This is a genomic window from Rhodococcus sp. NPDC003383 (genome assembly GCF_053589115.1).
In genome coordinates, this window is the sequence record NZ_JBSFRG010000005.1 from 81,795 (window position 1) to 102,403 (window position 20,609).

At 69.1% G+C, this 20,609-nt stretch carries 22 protein-coding genes and 1 tRNA gene; 6 read left to right on the forward strand and 17 right to left on the reverse strand.

Annotated features, from left to right (window positions below; genetic code table 11):
* Window positions 1-106 precede the first annotated feature (106 nt).
* The 13 genes from ACWDTS_RS06555 to ACWDTS_RS06615 all read right to left on the reverse strand — a co-directional run bounded on the left by ACWDTS_RS06555 (window position 107) and on the right by ACWDTS_RS06615 (window position 11,747).
* Window positions 107-466 carry an NADH-quinone oxidoreductase subunit A gene (locus ACWDTS_RS06555; protein WP_248673322.1) on the reverse strand — a complete coding sequence of 120 codons (360 nt, stop codon included), beginning with the start codon at window positions 464-466 and terminating at the stop codon, window positions 107-109.
* A gap of 260 nt (window positions 467-726) precedes the next feature.
* Complete coding sequence (locus tag ACWDTS_RS06560) at window positions 727-1,131, reverse strand: Rv3143 family two-component system response regulator (RefSeq protein WP_197252204.1); 405 nt, start codon at window positions 1,129-1,131, stop codon at window positions 727-729.
* A gap of 66 nt (window positions 1,132-1,197) precedes the next feature.
* On the reverse strand, window positions 1,198-2,067 hold the full coding sequence (locus tag ACWDTS_RS06565; RefSeq protein WP_197252205.1) for a DegV family protein: 870 nt from the start codon (window positions 2,065-2,067) through the stop codon (window positions 1,198-1,200).
* A 5-nt stretch (window positions 2,068-2,072) separates the two neighbouring features.
* Window positions 2,073-2,858, reverse strand: a complete 786-nt coding sequence (gene octT / locus ACWDTS_RS06570; protein WP_197252206.1) for a diglucosylglycerate octanoyltransferase — start codon at window positions 2,856-2,858, stop codon at window positions 2,073-2,075.
* Window positions 2,845-3,492: a histidine phosphatase family protein gene (locus ACWDTS_RS06575; RefSeq protein WP_308200764.1), complete on the reverse strand. Its 648-nt coding sequence runs from the start codon at window positions 3,490-3,492 to the stop codon at window positions 2,845-2,847. The genes octT and ACWDTS_RS06575 overlap by 14 nt, the downstream gene beginning before the upstream one ends.
* Complete coding sequence (gene rsfS, locus ACWDTS_RS06580) at window positions 3,489-3,914, reverse strand: ribosome silencing factor (protein ID WP_197252208.1); 426 nt, start codon at window positions 3,912-3,914, stop codon at window positions 3,489-3,491. Before rsfS ends, ACWDTS_RS06575 begins: the two co-directional genes overlap by 4 nt.
* Window positions 3,911-4,606, reverse strand: a complete 696-nt coding sequence (gene nadD / locus ACWDTS_RS06585; RefSeq protein WP_197252220.1) for a nicotinate-nucleotide adenylyltransferase — start codon at window positions 4,604-4,606, stop codon at window positions 3,911-3,913. Before nadD ends, rsfS begins: the two co-directional genes overlap by 4 nt.
* 110 nt (window positions 4,607-4,716) lie before the next feature.
* Window positions 4,717-6,168, reverse strand: a complete 1,452-nt coding sequence (locus ACWDTS_RS06590) for a vWA domain-containing protein (RefSeq protein WP_248673323.1) — start codon at window positions 6,166-6,168, stop codon at window positions 4,717-4,719.
* A gap of 1 nt (window position 6,169) precedes the next feature.
* Window positions 6,170-7,072 (reverse strand): AAA family ATPase, encoded by a 903-nt coding sequence (locus tag ACWDTS_RS06595; RefSeq protein WP_197252210.1) that lies wholly within the window; start codon window positions 7,070-7,072, stop codon window positions 6,170-6,172.
* 15 nt (window positions 7,073-7,087) lie between these two features.
* Window positions 7,088-8,383: a glutamate-5-semialdehyde dehydrogenase gene (locus ACWDTS_RS06600; protein WP_450117845.1), complete on the reverse strand. Its 1,296-nt coding sequence runs from the start codon at window positions 8,381-8,383 to the stop codon at window positions 7,088-7,090.
* 35 nt (window positions 8,384-8,418) lie between these two features.
* Window positions 8,419-9,525 carry a D-alanine--D-alanine ligase family protein gene (locus tag ACWDTS_RS06605; RefSeq protein ID WP_450117846.1) on the reverse strand — a complete coding sequence of 369 codons (1,107 nt, stop codon included), beginning with the start codon at window positions 9,523-9,525 and terminating at the stop codon, window positions 8,419-8,421.
* Window positions 9,526-9,598: 73 nt separating this feature from the next.
* Complete coding sequence (locus tag ACWDTS_RS06610; RefSeq protein ID WP_450117847.1) at window positions 9,599-10,699, reverse strand: cystathionine gamma-lyase; 1,101 nt, start codon at window positions 10,697-10,699, stop codon at window positions 9,599-9,601.
* Between the two features lie 49 nt (window positions 10,700-10,748).
* Window positions 10,749-11,747, reverse strand: coding sequence for an NAD(P)H-dependent glycerol-3-phosphate dehydrogenase (locus ACWDTS_RS06615; protein ID WP_197252213.1), 999 nt, complete (start codon window positions 11,745-11,747; stop codon window positions 10,749-10,751).
* Between the two features lie 164 nt (window positions 11,748-11,911).
* Here ACWDTS_RS06615 and cofC point away from each other — a divergent pair, with 164 nt between their 5' ends.
* The 3 genes from cofC (at window position 11,912) to ACWDTS_RS06630 (ending at window position 15,782) form a co-directional block, all read left to right on the forward strand.
* A complete protein-coding gene (gene cofC, locus ACWDTS_RS06620) occupies window positions 11,912-12,568 on the forward strand; it encodes a 2-phospho-L-lactate guanylyltransferase (RefSeq protein WP_197252214.1) in 657 nt (218 codons plus the stop codon).
* Window positions 12,569-12,648: 80 nt separating this feature from the next.
* Window positions 12,649-14,817, forward strand: coding sequence for an RNA degradosome polyphosphate kinase (locus tag ACWDTS_RS06625; RefSeq protein WP_450117882.1), 2,169 nt, complete (start codon window positions 12,649-12,651; stop codon window positions 14,815-14,817).
* A 17-nt stretch (window positions 14,818-14,834) separates the two neighbouring features.
* The gene (locus ACWDTS_RS06630; RefSeq protein WP_450117848.1) at window positions 14,835-15,782 is read left to right on the forward strand and encodes an NUDIX hydrolase; all 948 of its coding nucleotides are present in this window, start codon (window positions 14,835-14,837) and stop codon (window positions 15,780-15,782) included.
* 117 nt (window positions 15,783-15,899) lie between these two features.
* On the opposite strand, the gene ACWDTS_RS06635 is transcribed toward ACWDTS_RS06630, so the two are convergent.
* The 3 genes from ACWDTS_RS06635 to leuC all read right to left on the reverse strand — a co-directional run bounded on the left by ACWDTS_RS06635 (window position 15,900) and on the right by leuC (window position 18,815).
* Window positions 15,900-16,601: an HU family DNA-binding protein gene (locus ACWDTS_RS06635; RefSeq protein WP_248673330.1), complete on the reverse strand. Its 702-nt coding sequence runs from the start codon at window positions 16,599-16,601 to the stop codon at window positions 15,900-15,902.
* A gap of 172 nt (window positions 16,602-16,773) precedes the next feature.
* Window positions 16,774-17,370 carry a 3-isopropylmalate dehydratase small subunit gene (gene leuD / locus ACWDTS_RS06640; RefSeq protein ID WP_450117849.1) on the reverse strand — a complete coding sequence of 199 codons (597 nt, stop codon included), beginning with the start codon at window positions 17,368-17,370 and terminating at the stop codon, window positions 16,774-16,776.
* A 26-nt stretch (window positions 17,371-17,396) separates the two neighbouring features.
* Window positions 17,397-18,815 (reverse strand): 3-isopropylmalate dehydratase large subunit, encoded by a 1,419-nt coding sequence (leuC, locus tag ACWDTS_RS06645; RefSeq protein WP_450117850.1) that lies wholly within the window; start codon window positions 18,813-18,815, stop codon window positions 17,397-17,399.
* Window positions 18,816-18,947: 132 nt separating this feature from the next.
* Between leuC and ACWDTS_RS06650 the strand changes: the two genes are divergently transcribed.
* The 3 genes from ACWDTS_RS06650 (at window position 18,948) to ACWDTS_RS06660 (ending at window position 20,481) form a co-directional block, all read left to right on the forward strand.
* Complete coding sequence (locus ACWDTS_RS06650; RefSeq protein ID WP_420751584.1) at window positions 18,948-19,649, forward strand: IclR family transcriptional regulator; 702 nt, start codon at window positions 18,948-18,950, stop codon at window positions 19,647-19,649.
* An 85-nt stretch (window positions 19,650-19,734) separates the two neighbouring features.
* The gene (locus tag ACWDTS_RS06655) at window positions 19,735-20,232 is read left to right on the forward strand and encodes a pyridoxamine 5'-phosphate oxidase family protein (protein WP_450108027.1); all 498 of its coding nucleotides are present in this window, start codon (window positions 19,735-19,737) and stop codon (window positions 20,230-20,232) included.
* A gap of 81 nt (window positions 20,233-20,313) precedes the next feature.
* The gene (locus tag ACWDTS_RS06660; protein WP_450108026.1) at window positions 20,314-20,481 is read left to right on the forward strand and encodes a DUF5302 domain-containing protein; all 168 of its coding nucleotides are present in this window, start codon (window positions 20,314-20,316) and stop codon (window positions 20,479-20,481) included.
* A gap of 54 nt (window positions 20,482-20,535) precedes the next feature.
* Here ACWDTS_RS06660 and ACWDTS_RS06665 read toward each other — a convergent pair.
* Window positions 20,536-20,608 (reverse strand) — tRNA-Glu (locus ACWDTS_RS06665).
* Window position 20,609 lies beyond the last annotated feature (1 nt).

Consider the following 20,609-nt stretch of genomic DNA (forward strand, 5'->3'; position numbering starts at 1 on the left):
CTCGCTTCCGGTGTCGCTGTCGTCCCGCGTGGCGGTGTGGTCCCGGGTGGCGCTGTGGTCCCGGGTGGCGCTGTGGTCCCGGGTGGCGCTGTGGTCCCGCGCCGGTTCAGTCCCATCCGAGACCACCGCGCCGCCACTCGTAGACGTAGGCCACGGACACGTTGAACAGGAACAACGCCATGGCGGCGAGACCGAACAGGCCGAGGCTGTCGAAGTGCACCGCCCACGGGTAGAGGAAGACGATCTCGATGTCGAAGATGATGAACAGCATCGCCGTCAGGTAGTACTTGACCGGGAACCGCCCGCCACCCGTGGGCGGCGGCGTCGGGTCGATCCCGCATTCGTAGGCCTCGAGTTTCGCCCGGTTGTATCGCCGGGGACCGACCAGTCCGGCCACCCCCACGGAGAACAGCGCGAAGACGACCGCGATCGCCCCGAGCACGAGGATCGGCACATAGAGGTTCATGTCCGCTGATCCCCCTTCTCGTGACCCCGGTGTGCTCGGCACGAAACCGACCGGTCTCACCGATCGCCTCGGCTCGATGCGTAACCGGAATCACTCCTTCGGCCTGGGTGTGATATGTGCGACTCACCCTACAAGGGTTGTCCCCAGCCTTGTCCCGATTTTCACGGTGCTTTCACGGTGCCGAAATTCGGTGGGATCGAAACGGATCCGTGACAAGCGACCACGCGAGTCGTCGCTGTCACAAACCCGTCACGGACAGGTCACACGCGGCGCAGGAGGGGCAGCGCCGCCTCGGCGAGCCGGAACGGATCGACCGGGTGCAGAACCGCCGCGTCGGCCCTCGACCAGGAGGCCAGCCACGCGTCGTCTCGGCGGCCCAGCAACAGCAGCAGGGGCGGGCACGGATCGATCTCGTCGCGCAGTTGCTTCGCCAGGCCGATGCCGCCGACCGGGGTCGCTTCCCCGTCGAGGACGGCGAGGGCGATGTCGCCCTCCTCCACGCGCCGGATGACGACCGGCGCGGTGGCCACCTCGACGTACTCGAGTTCCGGGAGATCCGGGTGTGGGCGCGTCCCCAGCGCACGCACGACCTGCGCGCGGGTGTTCGCGTCGTGGCTGTATACGAGCACACGCAACGGGGCTGCCCCGCCGGACGAGTCGGTCACGGACCCGATGCTAGGGCACCGACCGCACCACCGCCCGGATCCGACCGAATTCGGCGCGCGGCGAAATCACGGTTCCGCGTGGACGTTCCGATCCGGGTCCTGCCCGTCCCGCGAGACGACGATCCCGATCGCCCCGGGACCGACGTGTGCGCCCAGCACGGCGTCGAGTTCGGTCATCCGCAGTTCCGTGCCCTCCGGCAGCCGCCCGGTCAGTTCGTCGAGGAGGGACTTCGCGCGCTCGGGGGCGTCCCGGTGGTGCACCGCGACCTTCGGCTCGGCGATCTTCGCGACCTCGGCGCACTGGTCGACGACGGCCTCGACGAGCTTGGCGAGCGCCTTGGACATGGTCCGGGTCTTCTCCCGCAGGACGAGCTTGCCGTCGACGAGATGCAGGACCGGCTTCATCGACAGGGCCGTACCGAGCAACGCGGTCGCGGTGCCGATCCGGCCGCCGCGCCGCAGATGGTCGAGCCGGTCGACGACGAGCAGCGCGCGGCCGGCCTCGGCGACGTCGACGGCGCGCGCAAACACCTCGTCGAGCGACGCGCCGGTCTCGGCGAGCCGCGCCGCGGCGAGTGCCGAGAAGCCCAATCCCATTGCCGTGTTGCGGGAATCGACGAGACGCACGCGTCCCCCGAATGCGTCGGCCGCGTACTTGGCGGCCTCCCAGGTGCCGGACAGCTGCCGCGAGATGTGCACGGCGACCACGCCGTCACCGTCGCTGTCGGCGAGCGCCCGAGCGTAGACATCGGTGAGCTCGGCGGGCGCCGGCCCCGAGGTGGTCACCTTCGACAGGTCCTCGGGCAGTTCGTCGACGCCCTCGCGGAGCTCACGGCCCTCGGAGATCACGTGCAGCGGCACGACACGGATGTCGTACCGCTCCACCGCTTCCCGATCCAGACAGCACGACGAATCGGTCACCACCACAACAGACACGTCGACTACCGTATGCCGTCTGCCACCGAATCCGCATCTCGGTGCACCATCCGCACCGCTTCGACCATCGCGGCGGCGACCTTGCGGTGCCCGTCCCAGCCCCAGTGGATACCGTCCGGGTTCGCGTCGTCCGATTGGATGTTCTCGCGGACCGCAGCCGCCAGATCGACCAGGGGAACGGACTTTTCGGCCGCCCACGCGGTGATCGCGCGGGCCGCCGCGGGACGGCCCTTGTGGACCGACGCGTACTGCTCGCTGCGGTGCACCGACGGCAGGGTGGCGATCACCGGCAGGTCGGGACGCATGTAGGCAAGCGAGTCGCGGATGGTCTCGAGGTATTCGACGCTCACCCGCGCCGGCAGCGCGACCGGCCAGCCGAGCGGCGACAGCCGCGGCTGGAGCCAGCCGTACGCGTTGCGCACGACGCGACGCAGCGACGCCGGCCGCACGTAGCGGAGCTGTTCGCGCAGCGCGGTCGGCAGGGGCGACGGCAGCGTGTCCATGCCGCCGACGGCGAGCACGACGGCACCCGCGCGCGGGATCGACGCCCACACACGGGGATCCTGCGTCATCGCCCACCACGCGTCGCGCGTCGTCCAGCCGATCCGGGCGATCAGCTCGACATCCCAGCCGAGTTCGGCCGCAGCGAGGTTCGGCCAGATCCGCGGATCGTCCGCGGGCAGGCCGCCCTTCGGGCCGTAGTAGCTGAGCGAGTCGCCGATGACCAGCAGGGTCGGTCGCGTCGATCCGCCGGTGGCGTCCGGAACCTCCGGTGCGTCAGAGGACGTCATCGGCCACCACGTTCGCCGTCGCGTTCCACACATCGAGCCGCCATGCGGGTTCCTCTCCGTAGCCGCTGAGCCGTACCCAACCGGTGTTGCCGAGACCGCCGAGGATCGGCCAGCGATCCACGGGCAGATCCAGGAGGGCGGCGGTGAGCGCGGCGATCAGCCCGCCGTGCGCGACCAGGACGATCGGCCGTTCCCCCCAGTGTTCGTACTTGTCGAGCAGTTCCCGCACGACCGGGACGGCACGCCGCGCCACGTCGACCCTGCTCTCCCCCTCCGGCGGTGCCCATGTCGCATCGGCGCGCCACGCGGCCCGGGCACCGGGCGCGACCGAGTCGACGTCGTGGTGCGTGAGCCCCTGCCACTTCCCGAGGTGCGTTTCCCGCAGGCGCGGGTCGATCTCGACGGGAACACCCGCGCTGTCGCCGAGCACGACCGCGGTGTCGTAGGCGCGCCGCAGGTCGGACGAGACGACCGCGAGCGGCTCGAACGCCGCGATCTCCCGTGCCGCGGCGACCGCCTGGCGCCGGCCCAGCTCGGACAGCTCGGTGTCGAGCTGACCCTGCATGCGGCTGGTCGCGTTGTACTCGGTCTGTCCGTGACGCAGCAGGATCAGCCGGCGGACGATCTCCGTCACAGGTGGTCCGGGGTTTCCGGCAGCGCGTCGTGGGCGGGCGCGGTGAGGTTCCGGGTCGACGGTTCGATGCCCTCGACCGGCACGGTCGGGCAGTCCTTCCACAGCCGCTCGAGGGCGTAGAAGTTGCGTTCCTCGTCGTGCTGGATGTGCACGACGACATCGATGTAGTCGAGCAGCGTCCAGCGCCCTTCGCGGGTGCCCTCGCGGCGCACCGGCTTGTGGCCGGCCTCGCGCAGCTTCTCCTCGACGTTGTCGACGATCGCGTTGACCTGCCGCTCGTTCGCCGCGGAGGCGATCACGAAGCAGTCGGTGATCACGAGCTGCTCGGAGACGTCGAGCACCACGACGTCGGATGCCAGTTTCTCGTCGGCCGCCAGGGCCGCGATACGTGCCATCTCGATGGCTTCTGCCGATGCGCTCACTGCGTGCTCTTTCTCTCGGTTGCGGTGCGGGGCGGTTCCGGTGCGGCCCCGCGGCGGACCGTCTGCGGGTCGGTCACCGCGGCGGCCCCGTCGGGCCGCCGTGAATCCTGCGGACGATACAGATTGCGTTTGCTGATGTACTGCACCACCCCGTCCGGGACGAGGTACCACACCGGACGGTTCGCGCTGACCCGCGTGCGGCAGTCCGTCGACGATATCGCCAGGGCGGGGATCTCGACGAGGCTCACGGCGTCGGCGGGCAGGCCTTCGAGGTGCGGCGCGAGGTGCTCGACGTTGAGGTCGTAGCCGGGCCGGGAGACACCGACGAAGCGCGCACGGTCGAACAGCACCTGCCATTCCTGCCAGGACAGGATCGACGCGAGCGCGTCCGCGCCGGTGATGAAGTACAGCTCGGCGTCGGGCAGCCGTTCGTGCAGGTCCCGCAGGGTGTCGACGGTGTACGTCGGCTTGCCGCGGTCGATGTCGACACGGCTGACGGAGAACCGGGGGTTCGACGCGGTCGCGATGACCGTCATCAGGTAGCGGTCCTCGGCGGAGCTGACGTGGCGGTCGGATTTCTGCCACGGCTGCCCGGTCGGCACGAAGATGACCTCGTCGAGACCGAAGCGGTCGGCGACTTCGCTGGCCGCCACGAGATGTCCGTGGTGGATGGGATCGAACGTGCCGCCCATGACACCCACGCGCCGGAGCGGCGCAGGTTGCAGGTCGGATGGCTGTTGCACGGTTGACCAGCTTACGGGTTCACCGGCGCGGCCCTGCCTTCGCAGGGTCGGCAGGGCCGTCAGACCGGCAGGAGCGTTGACACGACCGCCGCGAGCTGCTGCGCGGTCCGGCACTCGTGCATGGTGACGACCTCGCTGTACACCTTCGCCGCCGAGTCGCCGGAACCCCACTGCCCCCGCGGTTCGGGGTTGAGCCAGTGCGCGTGCCGCGCGACCGTCACCAGATGCTCGAGCGCCTCACGGTTCGGATTGCGGTAGTTGGTGCGCCCGTCGCCGAGGATCAGCAGCGAACTGCGGCTGGTGAGGCTGTGCGCATACTGCTCGGCGAACACCCCGATCGCGTTGCCGTAGTCCGAGTGCCCGTCGTACGCGATGAGATCGGCCTCGCGCAGCATCCGCGCCATCGACGTCCCCAGGTCGGAACCCGCGGAGAAGTAGTCGGTGACCTCGTCGGTGGTGTCGATGAACGCGAACACCCGCACCCGGGTGAACTGCTCGCGCAGCGCGTGCACCAGCAGCAACGTGAAGTGCGAGAACCCGGCGACGGACCCGGAGACGTCGCAGAGCACCACCAGTTCCGGGCGGGCCGGGCGCGGCTTGCGGTTGACCAGGTCGATCGGCACACCGCCGGTCGACATCGACTTGCGCAGGGTGCGGCGCAGGTCGATGGCCCCGGCGCGGGCCCGGCGCCGGCGTGCCGCGAGCCGGCTCGCCAGCAACCGGGCCAGCGGGGTGACGCTTCGGCGCAACGCCGTCAGCTCCGCGTCCGAGGCGCGCAGGAAGTCGACCTCCTCGGCCAGCTTCGGCACACCGTACTTCTCGACGCGGTCGCGACCGACCTGCTCGGCGGTGCGCCGGCGCGTCTCGCGCTCGACCATCGCCCGGAAATCGGCGACGCGACGCGCGGCGGTGCGGCGCGCGACCTCGGTCTCGTAGTCGCCGGCCGGTTCGTGCTCCTCCGACGACCCGTTGCCCAGCAGCCCCTCGAGGATGCGAGTGACGAGCGTTTCCGGTTTGACGTCCCTCAGCGCCTGATAGGCGGAGAACGAGGGACCGTTCCCGGACTGGTACTGGCCGAGCTCCTCGACGAGCTGGGCGGTGAGCAGTTCGGTCAGCTCCAGCGCTTCGGGCGAATCGTCGGACAGCAGCTCGGCGATCAGGTCGCGCAGCGCCTCGAAGTCGATGTCCCCGTCCGGTGTGCGCGGCAGCGACGGGTCGATTCCCCCGGCTTCGCGGTTCCCGACCGCGGCGGGGAACCACAGGTCGAACAGCGCGTCGAAGGTGGCGCGGTGGGTGGGCCGGCGCAGCAGCGTGCACGCGAGCCCCTCCCGCAGCGCCTCACGGTCGAGCAGGTCCAGCACCGTCATCACCTGACCGGCGTCGACGGTCTCCGACGGCCCGACCGCGATGCCGCGCCGGCGCAGCGCCTCGACGAAGCCGACGAGGTGGCCCGGCAACCCGTGCGGAGCGGCGGGCCCTCGGTTCTGCCCGGGCGGGCGTGCGCCGGCCATCTCAGTTCAGCCGCAGCTCGGCAGCAGCACGCTGCTGATCGGACTGGTGTTTGAGCACGACCCCGAGCGTGGTGCGAACCGCCGCGTCGTCGAGGGTGTCGAGTCCGAGCGCCAGCAGCGTGCGGCCCCAGTCGATCGTCTCGGCGACCGACGGCAGCTTCTTGAGCTGCATGCCGCGCAGCACCCGCACGGTGCGCACGAGCTGTTCGGCGACGGCCTCGGGCAGCTCCGGGACCCGGCTCGCCAGGATCCGGCGCTCGAGTTCCGCGTCCGGGAAGTCCAGGTGCAGGAACAGGCAGCGGCGCTTGAGCGCCTCGGACAGCTCCCGCGCCGCGTTCGAGGTGAGCACCGCGAACGGCTTGCGCACGGCGCGGATCGTCCCGAGTTCGGGGACGGTGACGGCGAAATCGCTGAGCACCTCGAGCAGCAGGCCCTCGATCTCCACGTCCGCCTTGTCGACCTCGTCGACGAGCAGCACCGTCGGATCCTCCCGGCGGATCGCCGTCAGCAGCGGCCGCGAGAGCAGGAACTCCTCGGAGAACACGTCCTGCTTCGTCGAATCCCACGACTCGCCGGTTCCGCTCGCGGCGTTCGCACCCGCCGCCTGGATCCGCAGGATCTGCTTGGCGTGATTCCACTCGTACAGCGCGCGGGACTCGTCGACGCCCTCGTAGCACTGCAGGCGCACCAGTTCGGCGCCGGAGGTCTGCGCGACGGCACGCGCGAGTTCGGTCTTCCCGACGCCGGCCGGCCCCTCGATGAGCAGCGGCTTGCCCAGCCGGTCCGCAAGGAACACGGCGGTGGCGGTTGCCTTGTCGGCGAGGTAACCCGTCTCCGCGAGACGTGTGATCACATCGTCGACGTCGGCGAAGATCGGCGGAGTGGTCGGCAGCGCACGATCCACGCTGGATCCTTTCGATCAGGCCGGGCGGGTGTGGCCGTCGCCCCACACCACCCACTTGGTGGAGGTCAGCTCCGGCAACCCCATCGGGCCGCGGGCGTGCAGCTTCTGGGTGGAGATGCCGATCTCGGCACCGAACCCGAACTGCTCGCCGTCGGTGAATGCGGTCGAAGCGTTGACCATAACCGCTGCGGCATCGACCCGCGCGGTGAACTCCCGGGCCGCAGCCAGATCCGAGGTGACGATCGCCTCGGTGTGGCCGGTGCCGTAGCGGTCGATGTGCTCGACCGCGGCATCCAGATCGTCGACGACGGCCATCGCCACGTCGAGTGTCAGGTACTCCTCGGACCAGTCCGCGTCCGTCGCCGGGACCATGCCGGGCAGGTCGCCGTGCACGACGACGCTGTGGGCCTGCATCACCTGCATCAGCTGCGGCACCGCGGTGTCGGCGATCGCCTTGTCCACCAGGATGGTCTCGACGGTGTTGCACACGCTCGGCCGGCGCGTCTTGGCGTTGACGACGATCTTCTCGGCCATCTCGAGGTCCGCGGCCGAGTGCACGTACACGTGGCAGTTGCCGACCCCGGTCTCGATGGTCGGCACCGTCGCGTCGCGCACGACCGCGGAGATCAGGCCCGCGCCACCGCGCGGGACGACGACGTCGACCAGGCCGCGGGCCTGGATCAGGTGGGTGACCGAGGAGCGGTCCTCGCTCGGCAGCAGCTGCACCGCGTCCGCGGGAAGCCCCTGCGCTTCGAGTGCGCCGCGCAGCGCCTCGACCAGTGCCGCGTTGGACCGCTTCGCCGACGACGAACCGCGCAGCAGCGCCGCGTTGCCGGACTTGAGGGCGAGACCGAAGGCGTCGACGGTGACGTTGGGCCGGGCCTCGTACACCATGCCGACGACACCGAGGGGCACCCGCAGCTGCCGGATCTCGAGGCCGTTCGGCAGCGTCGAGCCGCGCACCACTTCACCGACCGGGTCCGGCAGACCGGCGACCTGACGCAGCCCGGACGCGATGCCCTCGATCCGGGCCTGGGTCAGCCGCAGGCGGTCCAGGATCGATTCCTCGGTCCCGGCTTCGCGTGCAGCGTCGACGTCCGCGGTGTTCGCGGCGAGAACCGCATCGGCCGCGGCGAGAACCGCGTCCGCCGCGGCGTGCAGCGCGGCGTCCTTTTCGATGGTGGTCAGCAGGGCGAGACGACGGGACGCGACCCGGGCACGACGCGCCGCGGCGTGCACGGCCTCGCGAATGTCCCCGGTGCCCTTTGCAGCAGCGTCCGATGCGGCGGTGTCGGGAGTCACGGCAGTCATGGTTGACAGAGTAGTCGCCGCGCCGGAACAGCCGCTCAGCGCAGCCCGGTGCCCCGGGCGAGAGCGGTCTGCACGAGGATCGAGACGAGCTCGCTGTAACCGATGCCCGCCGCCTCCCACATCCGCGGGTACATCGAGATCGACGTGAAGCCGGGCATCGTATTGATCTCGTTGATCACCGGTCCGTTGTCGGTCACGAAGAAGTCGACGCGCGACAGCCCCTGGCAATCGAGTGCCCGGAACGCGCGGATCGCGAGCGCCCGCAGTTCCTCGCTGACGTCGTCGTCGAGCTTGGCGGGCACGTCGAACTCGCACACGTCGTCGAGGTACTTGGTGTCGAAGTCGTAGAACGCCTCGTGGTTGCCGGAGCTGTCCGGCATGCGGATCTCGGCGACCACGCTGGCCCGCACGTCGCCGTCCGGGAATTCGAGCACGCCGCACTCGACCTCGCGCCCGACGATCGCGGATTCGACGATGACCTTCGGATCGTGCAGGCGCGCCTTCTCGAGTGCCGCGTCGAACGACTCCCAGTCGGCGACCCGGCTGATGCCGATGGACGAGCCGCCGCGGGCGGGCTTGACGAACACCGGCAGACCCAGCTGTTCCTTCTGCTCCTCGGTGAGCGAATCGACTCCCGGGCGCAGCACGATCTGGAATCCGACCGGCAGCCCCTCGGCGGCCAGCAACTTCTTGGTGAATTCCTTGTCCATGCCCGCGGCACTGGCGAGCACACCCGGACCGACGTACGGGATGCCCGCGAGCTCGAGCAGCCCCTGGATCGTGCCGTCCTCCCCGTAGGCGCCGTGCAGCACCGGGAACACCACGTCGACCGACGCGAGGACCTTGCCGAACTCCCCTTCGTCGAGTGCGACGATGTCGCCGCTGCGAGTCGGGTCGGCGGTGAGCACGAGGGCCGACCCGTCCGCCGCGACCGTCGGCAGTTCGCGCCCGGCCTTCGCCAGCCGGGCGGGATCGGAGTCGCCGAGCACCCACGCGCCGTCGGTGGTGATCCCGATCGGCACGACCTCGTACAGTTCGGGATCGAGGTTGCTCAGGATGCTGCCTGCGGAAACGCAGGAGACGGAATGTTCGTTGCTGCGGCCGCCGAACACGACGGCCACCCGGGTGCGGGGATTGCTCACGTACAAACCGTACCGGCACGGGTACCGGCTGCCATACCCGAGTAGGGCCGGTTCGTTCACGAAGCCGTGCCGGTCACACCGCCCGGAGAGCCGCGTCGATGTCCGCGAGGAGATCCTCGGCATCCTCGATGCCGCACGAGAGCCGGACGAATCCGGCGGGCACCTGGTCGCCCCAGCGGGCGCGCCGGTCGGCCGTGGTGTGGATCCCGCCGAAACTCGTCGCCGCTCCGACCAGCTCGGAGGCCGCGACGAACCGATGGAAGGCGTGCTCGTCGGCGAGCCGGAACGTCACCAGCGGACCGAACCTGCTCATTTGCGCGGCAGCGACCGGATGGGCGGGATCGTCCGGCAACCCCGGATAGCGCACCCCCTCGACCGCGGGATGCGATCGCAGCATCCGCGCGACCGCGAGGGCGTTGGCGCACTGTCGCTCGAACCGCAGGCCCGCGGTCCCGAGGCTGCGATGCGCCAGCCACGTCTCGAACGGTCCGAGGACGGTGCCGGAGAACAACCGCTCCCGGTCGATGCGCGGCAGCAACGCGGAGTCGGCGACGGCGAGGTAGCCGAACAACAGGTCGCTGTGGCCGCTGAGCGATTTGGTGCCGCTCGCGACGACGGCGTCCGCGCCGAGCGCCAGCGGCTGCTGGCCGAGCGGGGTGGCCGTGGTGTTGTCGACGAGCAGCAGTGCGTCGCACATGTGGCACACGGTCGCGATCGCGCGCAGGTCCACGGTGTCGAGGCCGGGATTCGACGGTGTCTCGACCAGCACGACGGAATTGTCGGGAGCGGTCACCAGAACGTCGGTCAGGGTGCCGTCGCCGAACTCCGCGCAGGACAGTTCGACGACGGTCACCCCGTGCGGCGCCAGGAACTCCTGGGCGTACGCGCGCACCTGGTAGTAGCCGTCGGACGGAACGACGACGGTGCCGCCCGGTTGCGCCAGCGACCGCAACGCGACGGTGACAGCGGACATTCCGGACCCGACGACGCGTGCCGCGACCGCGCCTTCCAGCGCCGCGAGCGCCGATTCGAGTGCCCGCCAACCGGGATTCGATGCGCGCGCGTAGCTGTCGAGCGCCGGATCCTCGTCGGGGCCGAGTTGATAGGGCGCCGCGAACACCGGTCCCGGCTGCATCGGCGAACCCGGTTCGTGTTCTGCCGCAACCGCTTTCACGCAGCGTGTCGAATTCCCCGGCGTTCGCCGATCACGCGTCACGGCCGGCTCACTCCGGCTTGGTACGACGGCCGAGCAACCGGCCGATCGCCTCGGGCACCGACAGTCCCTCGTAGCAAACCTGGTGCACCGCGTCGGTCAGTGGCATCTCGACGTCGTAGTTGGCCGCGAGCGCGCGCACCGACGTGCACGACTTGACGCCTTCGGCGACCTGACCGTGCGTGGCCTCCTGGGCGCTCTCGAGCGACCCCCCCTGGCCGAGACGTTCACCGAACGACCGGTTCCGCGACAGCGGCGAGGTGCACGTGGCGACGAGATCCCCGACGCCCGCGAGACCGGCGAGCGTCGCCGGCTTGGCGCCGACTGCCGTGCCGAGCCGGGTGACCTCGGCGAGGCCGCGGGTGATGATCGTCGCAATCGTGTTGTCGCCCAGACCCACACCGACGGCCATCCCGCACGCCAGTGCAATGACGTTCTTGCAGGCCCCGCCGACCTCGCAGCCGATCACGTCGGAGTTCGTGTATGGACGGAAATACCCTGTGGCACAGGACTTCTGGATCTGCATGGCGCGTCCGGAATCGGTGCAGGCGATCACGGTCGCGGCGGGCTGGCCCTCGGCGATCTCGCGGGCGAGATTCGGCCCGGACAGCACCGCGATGCGACTCTCCTCGGCACCGGTCACCTGAGCGATCACCTGACTCATCCGCAGCAGCGTGCCCTGCTCGATCCCCTTGGCGAGACTGACGAGCGTGACATTCGGGCCGATGTCGTCCCGCCAATGCTCCAGGTTCTCCCGCAACGACTGCGACGGCACCGCGAGGACCACGAAATCCGCACCCGCGAGGGCGAGCCGGTGATCCGATGTCGCGTGCAGCGATTCGGGCAACGTGACACCCGGCAGGTATCCGGGGTTCTCGTGCCGCGTCTCGATCGACTCGGCGACCTCCGCACGGCGCGACCAGATCGTCACATCGGTTCCGGCCTCGGCCAGCACCTTCGCGAACGCCGTCCCCCACGAGCCCGCCCCCAACACCGTCGCCTTGCTCACGCAGTCCCCTTTGCTCGTATCACCACCACCGGCCGATCGCCGACCGCTCGTCGTCACAGTATTGCCCAGGCGATCGTCGCGAGCTGCGCGAACACCCGCGCCCGGGAACGCACGACCGGACACCGGACCGCGCCGGTTTCCCGCGGCTGGCAGAATCGGCAGCCATGACCGCCCCGCACGTGCTGATCCCCGTCAAGGCCCTCGGCCTGGCGAAGACGCGGCTGGCGCGGGTCTACACCCCCGGCGAGCGCGCCGACCTGGCGCTGGCGATGTTCGAGGACACCCTGGACGCGGCGCTGCACCTCGAGGACGTCACGGTCACCGTCGTCACCGGCGATCCGGACGTCGCCCGGGCAGCGCGAGCGCGCGGCGCCCACGTCCTGGCGGATCCTCCCGACAGCGGAACGGAACCGCTCAATGCGGCACTGTCGTATGCCGCGGGGCAGGTCCGGACGTCGGCACCGGAGGCGACGCTCGTCGCGCTGCAGGCCGATCTTCCGGCCGTGCACCCGAGCGAACTCGCCGAGGCGCTCGCGCACGCGCGGCGGGTCGGCCGGGCGGTGGTCGTGGACCACACCGGGGCCGGCACCTCTGCGCTCGTCCACTGTTTCCCCGATCGGCCGTTCGAGCCGCGGTTCGGATCGGATTCCGCCGCCCGCCACATCGCATCCGGCGCCCGCGCGCTCGAGGGCGATTGGCCCGGACTGCGGCTCGATGTCGACACCGGAGCCGATCTCGAGGCGGCCGTGGCGCTGGGTGTCGGCCCCGCGACCACCGCGACGCTCGACCGGATCGGGCTTCCGCTCGGCTCCCTGCGTTAACCGGTTCCTGCCACAATGAATCCGTGAACAACGGTGACAGCACAGATCGACGGCCCGACCCCGAATCTCCCGAGCGCTCCGTGTCGAACAGCGTCGCGACCGCGACGACCTCGCGGATCGGTTCCGCCCCGGCAGCGCCGCCGGCTGCCGCTGCGCTGCCGGCGCTCGCCGACGGCCTTCCCGAAGGCCGGTATCTCAACCGCGAACTGAGCTGGCTCGATTTCAATGCGCGAGTTCTCGCTCTCGCCGAGGACACGTCGCTGCCGCTGCTCGAACGCGCCAAGTTCCTCGCGATCTTCGCGTCGAATCTCGACGAGTTCTACATGGTGCGTGTCGCAGGCCTGAAGCGGCGCGCGGAAACCGGCCTCGCGGTACGGTCCGCGGACGGACTGTCTCCGCGCGCCCAGCTCGCGCTGATCGCCTCGTCCACGCGCGAACTCGCCAACCGGCACTCCCGGGTGTTCCTCGACATGGTTCAGCCCGATCTCGCAAACGAAGGCATCTCGATCATCCGGTGGTCCGAGTTGTCGGACGACGAGAAGGTGCGTCTGACCGACTATTTCGCCGAGCAGGTGTTCCCGGTTCTGACCCCGCTCGCCGTCGATCCCGCGCACCCGTTCCCCTACATCAGCGGGCTGAGCCTCAATCTCGCCGTGACGGTGAAGGATCTGAAGTCCGCGGGTGAGCACTTCGCGCGCGTGAAGGTTCCGGACAATGTCGACCGGTTCGTCCGGGTCGATCGCCCCGGAATCTCCGACGGCATTCCCGCTTTCCTGCCGCTCGAGGAACTGATCGCCGCGCACCTGCACGTGTTGTTCCCCGGTATGGAGATCGTCGAGCACCACGCGTTCCGCGTCACCCGCAACGCCGATTTCGAGGTCGAGGAGGACCGCGACGAGGATCTGCTGCAGGCCCTCGAACGCGAACTGGCACGACGCCGTTTCGGTTCGCCGGTGCGGCTCGAGGTCTCCGACGACATGACCGAGCACATGCTCGACCTGCTGTTGCGCGAACTCGATGTCGACCCTGCCGACGTCGTGCAATTGCCGGGTCTGCTCGATCTGTCGAGCCTGTGGCAGGTCTACTCCGTCGACCGGCCGGACCTGAAGGATGCACCCTTCGTCCCGGCGACGCACCCGGCGTTCGGTGAGCGCGAGACGCCCAAGAGCGTGTTCTCCACGCTCCGGGAAGGCGATGTACTCGTGCACCATCCGTACGATTCGTTCTCCACCAGTGTGCAGCGTTTCATCGAGCAGGCGGCCGCGGACAGCCAGGTTCTCGCCATCAAGCAGACCCTCTACCGCACCTCCGGCGACTCCCCCATCGTCAATGCGCTCATCGCGGCCGCCGAGGCCGGCAAGCAGGTGGTGGCGCTCGTCGAGATCAAGGCGCGGTTCGACGAGCAGGCGAACATCAAGTGGGCACGCAAGCTCGAACAGGCCGGTGTGCACGTGGTGTACGGCCTCGTCGGTCTCAAGACGCACTGCAAGACGTGCCTGGTGGTGCGACGCGAAGGTTCGGCGATCCGCCGCTACTGCCACATCGGAACGGGCAACTACAACCCGAAGACCGCACGCCTGTACGAGGACGTGGGTCTGCTGACCTCCGATCCCGAGATCGGCTCGGACCTCACCGATCTGTTCAACACACTCACGGGGTACTCCCGGAAGGCGAAGTACCGCAATCTGCTGGTCGCTCCGCACGGGGTGCGGGCAGGCATCATCGAACGCATCGACCGCGAGATCGAGCTCGCCGCCAGGGCGACCGCAGCGACGGGAGATGCAGCCGGAAACGCCACGGGAATCCGCTTGAAGGCGAATGCTCTGGTCGACGAGCAGGTCATCGACGCGCTGTATCGGGCGTCCCGCGCCGGGGTTCCGGTCGAGATCGTGGTGCGCGGCATCTGCGCGCTCAAACCGGGCGTCCCGGGTCTGAGCGAGAACATCACCGTGCGGTCCATTCTGGGTCGTTTCCTCGAGCATTCGCGGGCGCTGCACTTCCGCGGAGCCGACGAATTCTGGATCGGCAGCGCGGACATGATGCACCGCAATCTCGATCGCCGCGTCGAAGTGATGGTGCAGGTGAAGGATTCGCGGCTGACCAAGCAGCTGGGTTCGATCTTCGATTCCGCCCTGGACCCTGCGACCCGATGCTGGACCCTGGAAAGCGACGGCACCTGGTCGGCATCGCCGGCCCCTGGCACTGCCGCTCGTGACCACCAGGTCGAGCTCATGCGCAGCCGGGCGTGAGTGTCGGAAGGACTTCTGTGACTTCCCCCCGGAAACCGGTGAATTCCGACAAGCCCGTGAAGGCGAACATCTTCGCCGCGGGTGCCGTGCTCTGGCGACCGAACCCGGCCGATCCGGCACGGGTCGAGGTCGCGCTCGTCCACCGTCCCCGCTACGACGACTGGAGCTTCCCGAAGGGCAAGCTCGATCCCGGTGAGACGGCGGTCGTCGCGGCGGTCCGCGAGATCGACGAGGAGACCGGATTCCGGGCGCAGCTCGGCCGGCATCTCGGCAAGATCACGTATCCCGTTCCGGGACACCGCAAACTCAAACGGGTCGACTATTGGGCGGCGCGTGCGGTCGGCGGCGAGTTCGTCCCGAACCACGAGGTCGACGAGTTGCGCTGGGAGGACCCGGACACCGCGTTCGATCAGCTTTCGTACCCGATGGATCGCACGGTGCTGCGCCGATTCCGGGCCCTGCCGGCGGATACGAAGACCGTTCTGATCGTGCGGCACGCCAAGGCCGGCAGCCGCAAACAGCATCGCGGTGACGACCGGCTGCGGCCGCTCGATTCGACGGGCAAGGCCCAGGCCGAGGCTCTTGTCGCACAGCTGCGCGCATTCGGGGCGGACAGCATCACGGCCGCAGACCGTGTCCGCTGTATCCAGACAGTGGAGCCCCTCGCCGAACAGCTGGGCGTCGACATCGCGATCGAACCGTCGCTCGCCGAGGAAGACTACGCAGCCGATCCGCAGCTGGGCCGCAAACGCACACTGGAGATCGCCCGGCGCGGCGGTTCACCGGTGATCTGCAGTCAGGGCAAGGTGATTCCGGACCTCGTCCGGTGGTGGGCGGAACGGGACGGTGTCACCGTGCCCGCGACCCGCAACCGCAAGGGCAGCACGTGGGTGCTGTCGCTGCACGAGGACCGGGTCGTCGCGGTCGACCATATCGAGAGCGCTCTGCCCGCCCCGCCCCGATAGAAGTCTCGGGAATGCATTTCGGCGGTCACCGGAACGGATCCGGTGACCGCCGAAACGGTTGTGCTCAGCGATGCGGCCCGATCGGGCCGCCCGCAGATCGGTTCTCGGCTGTGCCGATTACTTCTTGGCTGCGCCCCGGCGGGCCGGAGCCTTCTTCGCAGCGGTGGTCTTCTTGGCCGCCGTGGTCTTCTTGGCCGCGGTGGTCTTCTTGGCCGCCGTGGTCTTGGCCGGAGCCTTCTTCGCCGCGGTGGTCTTCTTCGCCGCCGTGGTCTTGGCCGGAGCCTTCTTCGCCGCGGTGGTCTTCTTCGCTGCCGCGGTGGTCTTCTTGGCCGCCGTGGTCTTGGCCGGAGCCTTCTTCGCCGCGGTGGTCTTCTTCGCCGCTGCCGCCGTGGTCTTCTTGGCGGCGGTGGTCTTCTTGGCCGCTGCCGCCGTGGTCTTCTTGGCGGCGGTGGTCTTCTTCGCAGCGGTCTTCTTCGCGGCAGCCTTCTTCACCGGAGCAGCCACACCGCGCTTGACGGCGGGACCGGACGCGGGAAGCTTCTGGGTACCGGCGATGACTGCCTTGAACTGCGCGCCCGGCCGGAACGCCGGCACGGACGTCGGCTTGACCTTGACGGTCTCACCGGTGCGCGGGTTACGAGCGACACGAGCGGCGCGGCGACGCTGCTCGAAGACACCGAAACCGGTGATGGTGACGCTGTTCCCGGCATGCACGGCGCGCACGATCGCATCGACGATGTGCTCGACGGCTGCCGTTGCCGTACGCCTGTCCGAACCGAGCTTCTCGGTCAGAACGTCGATCAGCTCTGCCTTGTTCATTGATTTCCTCCGCACATTACGGTCCACCGTCAGACCGACTTGTAGTCCACGGTAGACCCGCAAACGGGCAAGAGTCTATGTGCCACGCCAATTCTCATGCAACTAGAACGGCGGGCCCGGCCGAAGATCACATCGGCCGGGCCCGCCGGGGCAGTGCTGCAAGGACCCTCGATCAGGGGGTCGGGAGGGTTGTCGGTTTCCAAGACGGCCTTGCGTTTTCGTACTCGGAAATCGCGTCTACCTGCCGCAATGTCAGTCCGATGTCGTCGAGACCCTCGAGCAGACGCCACCGCGTGTAGTCGTCAATAGCGAACTGCACCACAGTGGTTCCGGCCGTCACGGTCCGCTTCCCGAGATCGACTTCGAGCTCGAGGCCGGGCTGCTGTTCGATGAGCTTCCACAGCAGTTCGACGTCCGCCTGCTCGACCTGAGCGGCGAGCAGGCCCGCCTTTCCGGCGTTGCCGCGGAAGATGTCGGCGAAGCGCGACGAGATCACGACGCGGAATCCGTAATCGGACAAAGCCCACACGGCGTGCTCGCGCGACGACCCGGTGCCGAAGTCGGGGCCCGCCACGAGAACCGAGCCGCGGTCGAACGGCGGGGTGTTGAGCACGAACGACGGATCGGTGCGCCAGCCGGCGAACAGGCCGTCCTCGAATCCGCTACGGGTGACGCGCTTCAGGTACACCGCCGGGATGATCTGGTCGGTGTCGACGTTCGAGCGGCGCAGCGGAACACCGATGCCCTTGTGAGTAGTAAAGGCTTCCATCGAGAATTCTCCTTCGGTCCCTTGACCTAGTCCAGATCCGCCGGGGCGGAGAGCTTGCCGCGCACCGCGGTCGCCGCCGCGACCGCCGGCGACACGAGGTGGGTGCGGCCGCCCTTGCCCTGGCGTCCTTCGAAGTTGCGGTTCGACGTCGATGCCGAACGTTCGCCCGGCGCGAGCTGATCCGGGTTCATACCCAGGCACATCGAGCACCCGGCCTGACGCCATTCGGCGCCCGCCGCAGTGAAGATCTCGCCGAGGCCCTCGGCCTCGGCTTGGGCGCGCACCCGCATCGAACCGGGCACGACGAGCATCCGCACCCGGTCGGCGACCTTGCGTCCCTTGAGAACATCGGCGACGGCGCGCAGGTCCTCGATGCGGCCGTTGGTGCACGAACCGACGAAGACGGTGTCGACGGCGATCTCACGCAGCGGCATGCCGGGTTCGAGATCCATGTAGCGCAGCGCCTTCTCGGCGGCCAGGCGCTCGGTCTCGTCGGCGATCTCCTCGGGCACCGGCACGTTCGCGCCGAGCGGGGCACCCTGGCCCGGGTTGGTCCCCCACGTGACGAACGGGGTCAGCGACGCACCGTCGATGTGGACCTCGGCGTCGAAAACGGCGTCCTCGTCGGTACGCAACGCATCCCACGCGGCGACCGCCGCGTCCCAGTCCGCGCCCTGCGGGGCGTGCGGACGGCCCTTCAGGTACTCGTAGGTGACCTCGTCGGGCGCGATCATGCCGGCGCGGGCGCCCGCCTCGATCGACATGTTGCAGATCGTCATCCGCGCTTCCATGGACAGCTTGCGGATCGCCTCGCCGCGGTATTCGAGGACATAGCCCTGACCGCCGCCGGTGCCGATCTTCGCGATGACGGCGAGGATCAGGTCCTTGCCCGTGACGCCCTCGGGCAGTTCGCCGTCGACGGTGATCGCCATCGTCTTGAACGGGCGCAGCGACAGCGTCTGCGTCGCCATCACGTGCTCGACCTCGCTCGTGCCGATACCCATTGCCAGGGCACCGAATGCGCCGTGGGTGGAGGTGTGGCTGTCGCCGCACACCACCGTCATGCCCGGCTGGGTCAGACCGAGCTGCGGGCCGACGACGTGCACGATGCCCTGATCGATGTCGCCCATCGGGTACAGCCGGACGCCGAATTCCTCACAGTTGCGGCGCAGCGTCTCGACCTGGGTGCGCGAGACCGGATCGGCGATGGGCTTGTCGATGTCGACGGTCGGGACGTTGTGGTCCTCGGTCGCGATCGTGAGATCGGGACGCCGCAGCCGGCGTCCGGCGAGCCGCAGGCCGTCGAACGCCTGAGGACTCGTGACCTCGTGCACGAGATGCAGGTCGATGTAGATCAGATCCGGCTGCCGCGCCGAGCCCTCTCCCTCACCGCGCACGACAACGTGCTGATCCCACACCTTCTCCGCCAGAGTTTTTCCAGCCATCTTCTCCACCTGTCGTACGTGACGAACGCGGTTGCCGGTTCTCGGGGCTGTGCCCGGGCCGCGTATGGTGCCGTCCCCGCCCGTCGGTACATGGGTTATGCTTCCCAGTATGCGAGACGGAGGTATCGACCTATGAGACAGCATAGCGGCATCGGAGTGTTGGACAAAGCGATGTCCGTGCTGCACGCGGTGGCCGAGCAGCCGTGCAACCTCAACGAACTGTGCTCCCGCACGGGCCTGCCGCGCGCGACCGCGCACCGGCTGGCCGTCGGCCTCGAGATCCACCGGTTGCTCACCCGGGACAGCGACGGCCAGTGGCGTCCCGGACCGGGCCTGGCCGAACTGTCCGCCGGCGCCGGCGATCCGCTCGTGGAGGCCGCCTCCCTCATCCTGCCCCGGTTGCGCGAGATCACCGGCGAGAGCGTGCAGCTGTACCGGAGGGAGGGCACCCAGCGCGTGTGCGTCGCCGCCCTCGAGCCCCCGACGGGCCTGCGCGACACCGTCCTCGTCGGCGCTCGGCTGCCGATGACCGCCGGGTCGGGCGCGAAAGTTCTGCTCGCATGGGCGGATGCCGCCACCCAGCGGGCGATCCTGCCGGACGCGGCGTTCGGTGAACGCGTCCTCGCGGAGGTCCGTCGCCGCGGGTGGGCGCAGAGCGCCGCCGAACGCGAACCGGGCGTCGCCTCGGTGGCTGCACCCGTGCGCGACGCGGCCGGGACGGTCGTCGCGGCGGTCTCCGTGTCCGGCCCCATCGACCGCATGGGCCGCAAGCCCGGCGCCCGCTGGGCGTCCGATCTCCTCGCCGCCGCGGAAGCACTCCACAAGCGGCTCTGAAGGATTCCCCCGGATCTGTGATCGCTGAGACGACAGCCGCACCGGTGGTGACAGCCGGGCATGACGCATGACACAGTGCTGTCCCATGGGCATCAAACAACGCGCACAGATCACCATGACGGACGACGAAGTCCAGGACTTCCTCGACCGCAGCCGTGTCGCCAACATGGCGACGCTCGGGCCGTCGGGCACACCGCATCTCATCGCGATGTGGTACGCGCTGATCGACGGTGAGATCTGGTTCGAAACCAAGGCCAAGTCCCAGAAGACGGTGAACCTGCGGCGCGACAACCGCATCACCGTGCTCGTCGAGGCCGGCGACACCTACGACCAGTTGCGGGGCGTGTCGATCGAAGGCCACGCCGAGATCACCGACGACCACGACACCCTCTTCGCGGTGTGCCGCAACGTCTGGGAGCGCTACACCGGTCCGTACACCGACGAGATGCTCCCCGCCGTCGAGCGGATGATGCACAAGCGCGTCGCGGTGCGTGTGGTGCCGGACCGTGTCCGCTCGTGGGATCACCGCAAGCTCGGCATGCCGGCGATGCCCATCGGTGGCACGACGGCCCGGTACCTGTAGGCACTCGAAAATCGGGCGACAGGGCTCCCGCGCCGCGATAGATTCGTTCGCATCCAGACCGGCCGACCGGAGGGAGATGTCATGAGCGACACGTCCAAGGACCGGATCAAGGAGCAATTCCGGGCGGCGCTCGAGCGCAAGAACAGCCGCACGGGCCGGGGCACCGCCCATCTCGACGCGGATTCGAAGGCGCACGGTCCGCATGCAACCGCCGATCATCACCGCGAATTCCGGCGCAAGAGCGGATAGCCGGTACCGACAACGAGGAAGGCCCTCCGAGCAATGCTCGGAGGGCCTTCGCTGTACCCCCGATGGGATTCGAACCCACGCTACCGCCGTGAGAGGGCGGCGTCCTAGGCCGCTAGACGACGGGGGCC

Bases quoted from the DNA above. Each gene is read 5' to 3' on its own strand.
- ACWDTS_RS06590 (WP_248673323.1), bottom strand. From the start codon at position 6,168: ATGGCCGGCGCACGCCCGCCCGGGCAGAACCGAGGGCCCGCCGCTCCG.
- leuD (WP_450117849.1), bottom strand. From the start codon at position 17,370: ATGGAAGCCTTTACTACTCACAAGGGCATCGGTGTTCCGCTGCGCCGC.
- cofC (WP_197252214.1), top strand. From the start codon at position 11,912: ATGACCGCCCCGCACGTGCTGATCCCCGTCAAGGCCCTCGGCCTGGCG.
- leuC (WP_450117850.1), bottom strand. From the start codon at position 18,815: ATGGCTGGAAAAACTCTGGCGGAGAAGGTGTGGGATCAGCACGTTGTC.
- ACWDTS_RS06555 (WP_248673322.1), bottom strand. From the start codon at position 466: ATGAACCTCTATGTGCCGATCCTCGTGCTCGGGGCGATCGCGGTCGTC.
- ACWDTS_RS06600 (WP_450117845.1), bottom strand. From the start codon at position 8,383: ATGACTGCCGTGACTCCCGACACCGCCGCATCGGACGCTGCTGCAAAG.
- ACWDTS_RS06635 (WP_248673330.1), bottom strand. From the start codon at position 16,601: ATGAACAAGGCAGAGCTGATCGACGTTCTGACCGAGAAGCTCGGTTCG.
- ACWDTS_RS06660 (WP_450108026.1), top strand. From the start codon at position 20,314: ATGAGCGACACGTCCAAGGACCGGATCAAGGAGCAATTCCGGGCGGCG.
- ACWDTS_RS06655 (WP_450108027.1), top strand. From the start codon at position 19,735: ATGGGCATCAAACAACGCGCACAGATCACCATGACGGACGACGAAGTC.
- nadD (WP_197252220.1), bottom strand. From the start codon at position 4,606: ATGGGCGGCACGTTCGATCCCATCCACCACGGACATCTCGTGGCGGCC.
- ACWDTS_RS06650 (WP_420751584.1), top strand. From the start codon at position 18,948: ATGAGACAGCATAGCGGCATCGGAGTGTTGGACAAAGCGATGTCCGTG.
- octT (WP_197252206.1), bottom strand. From the start codon at position 2,858: ATGACGTCCTCTGACGCACCGGAGGTTCCGGACGCCACCGGCGGATCG.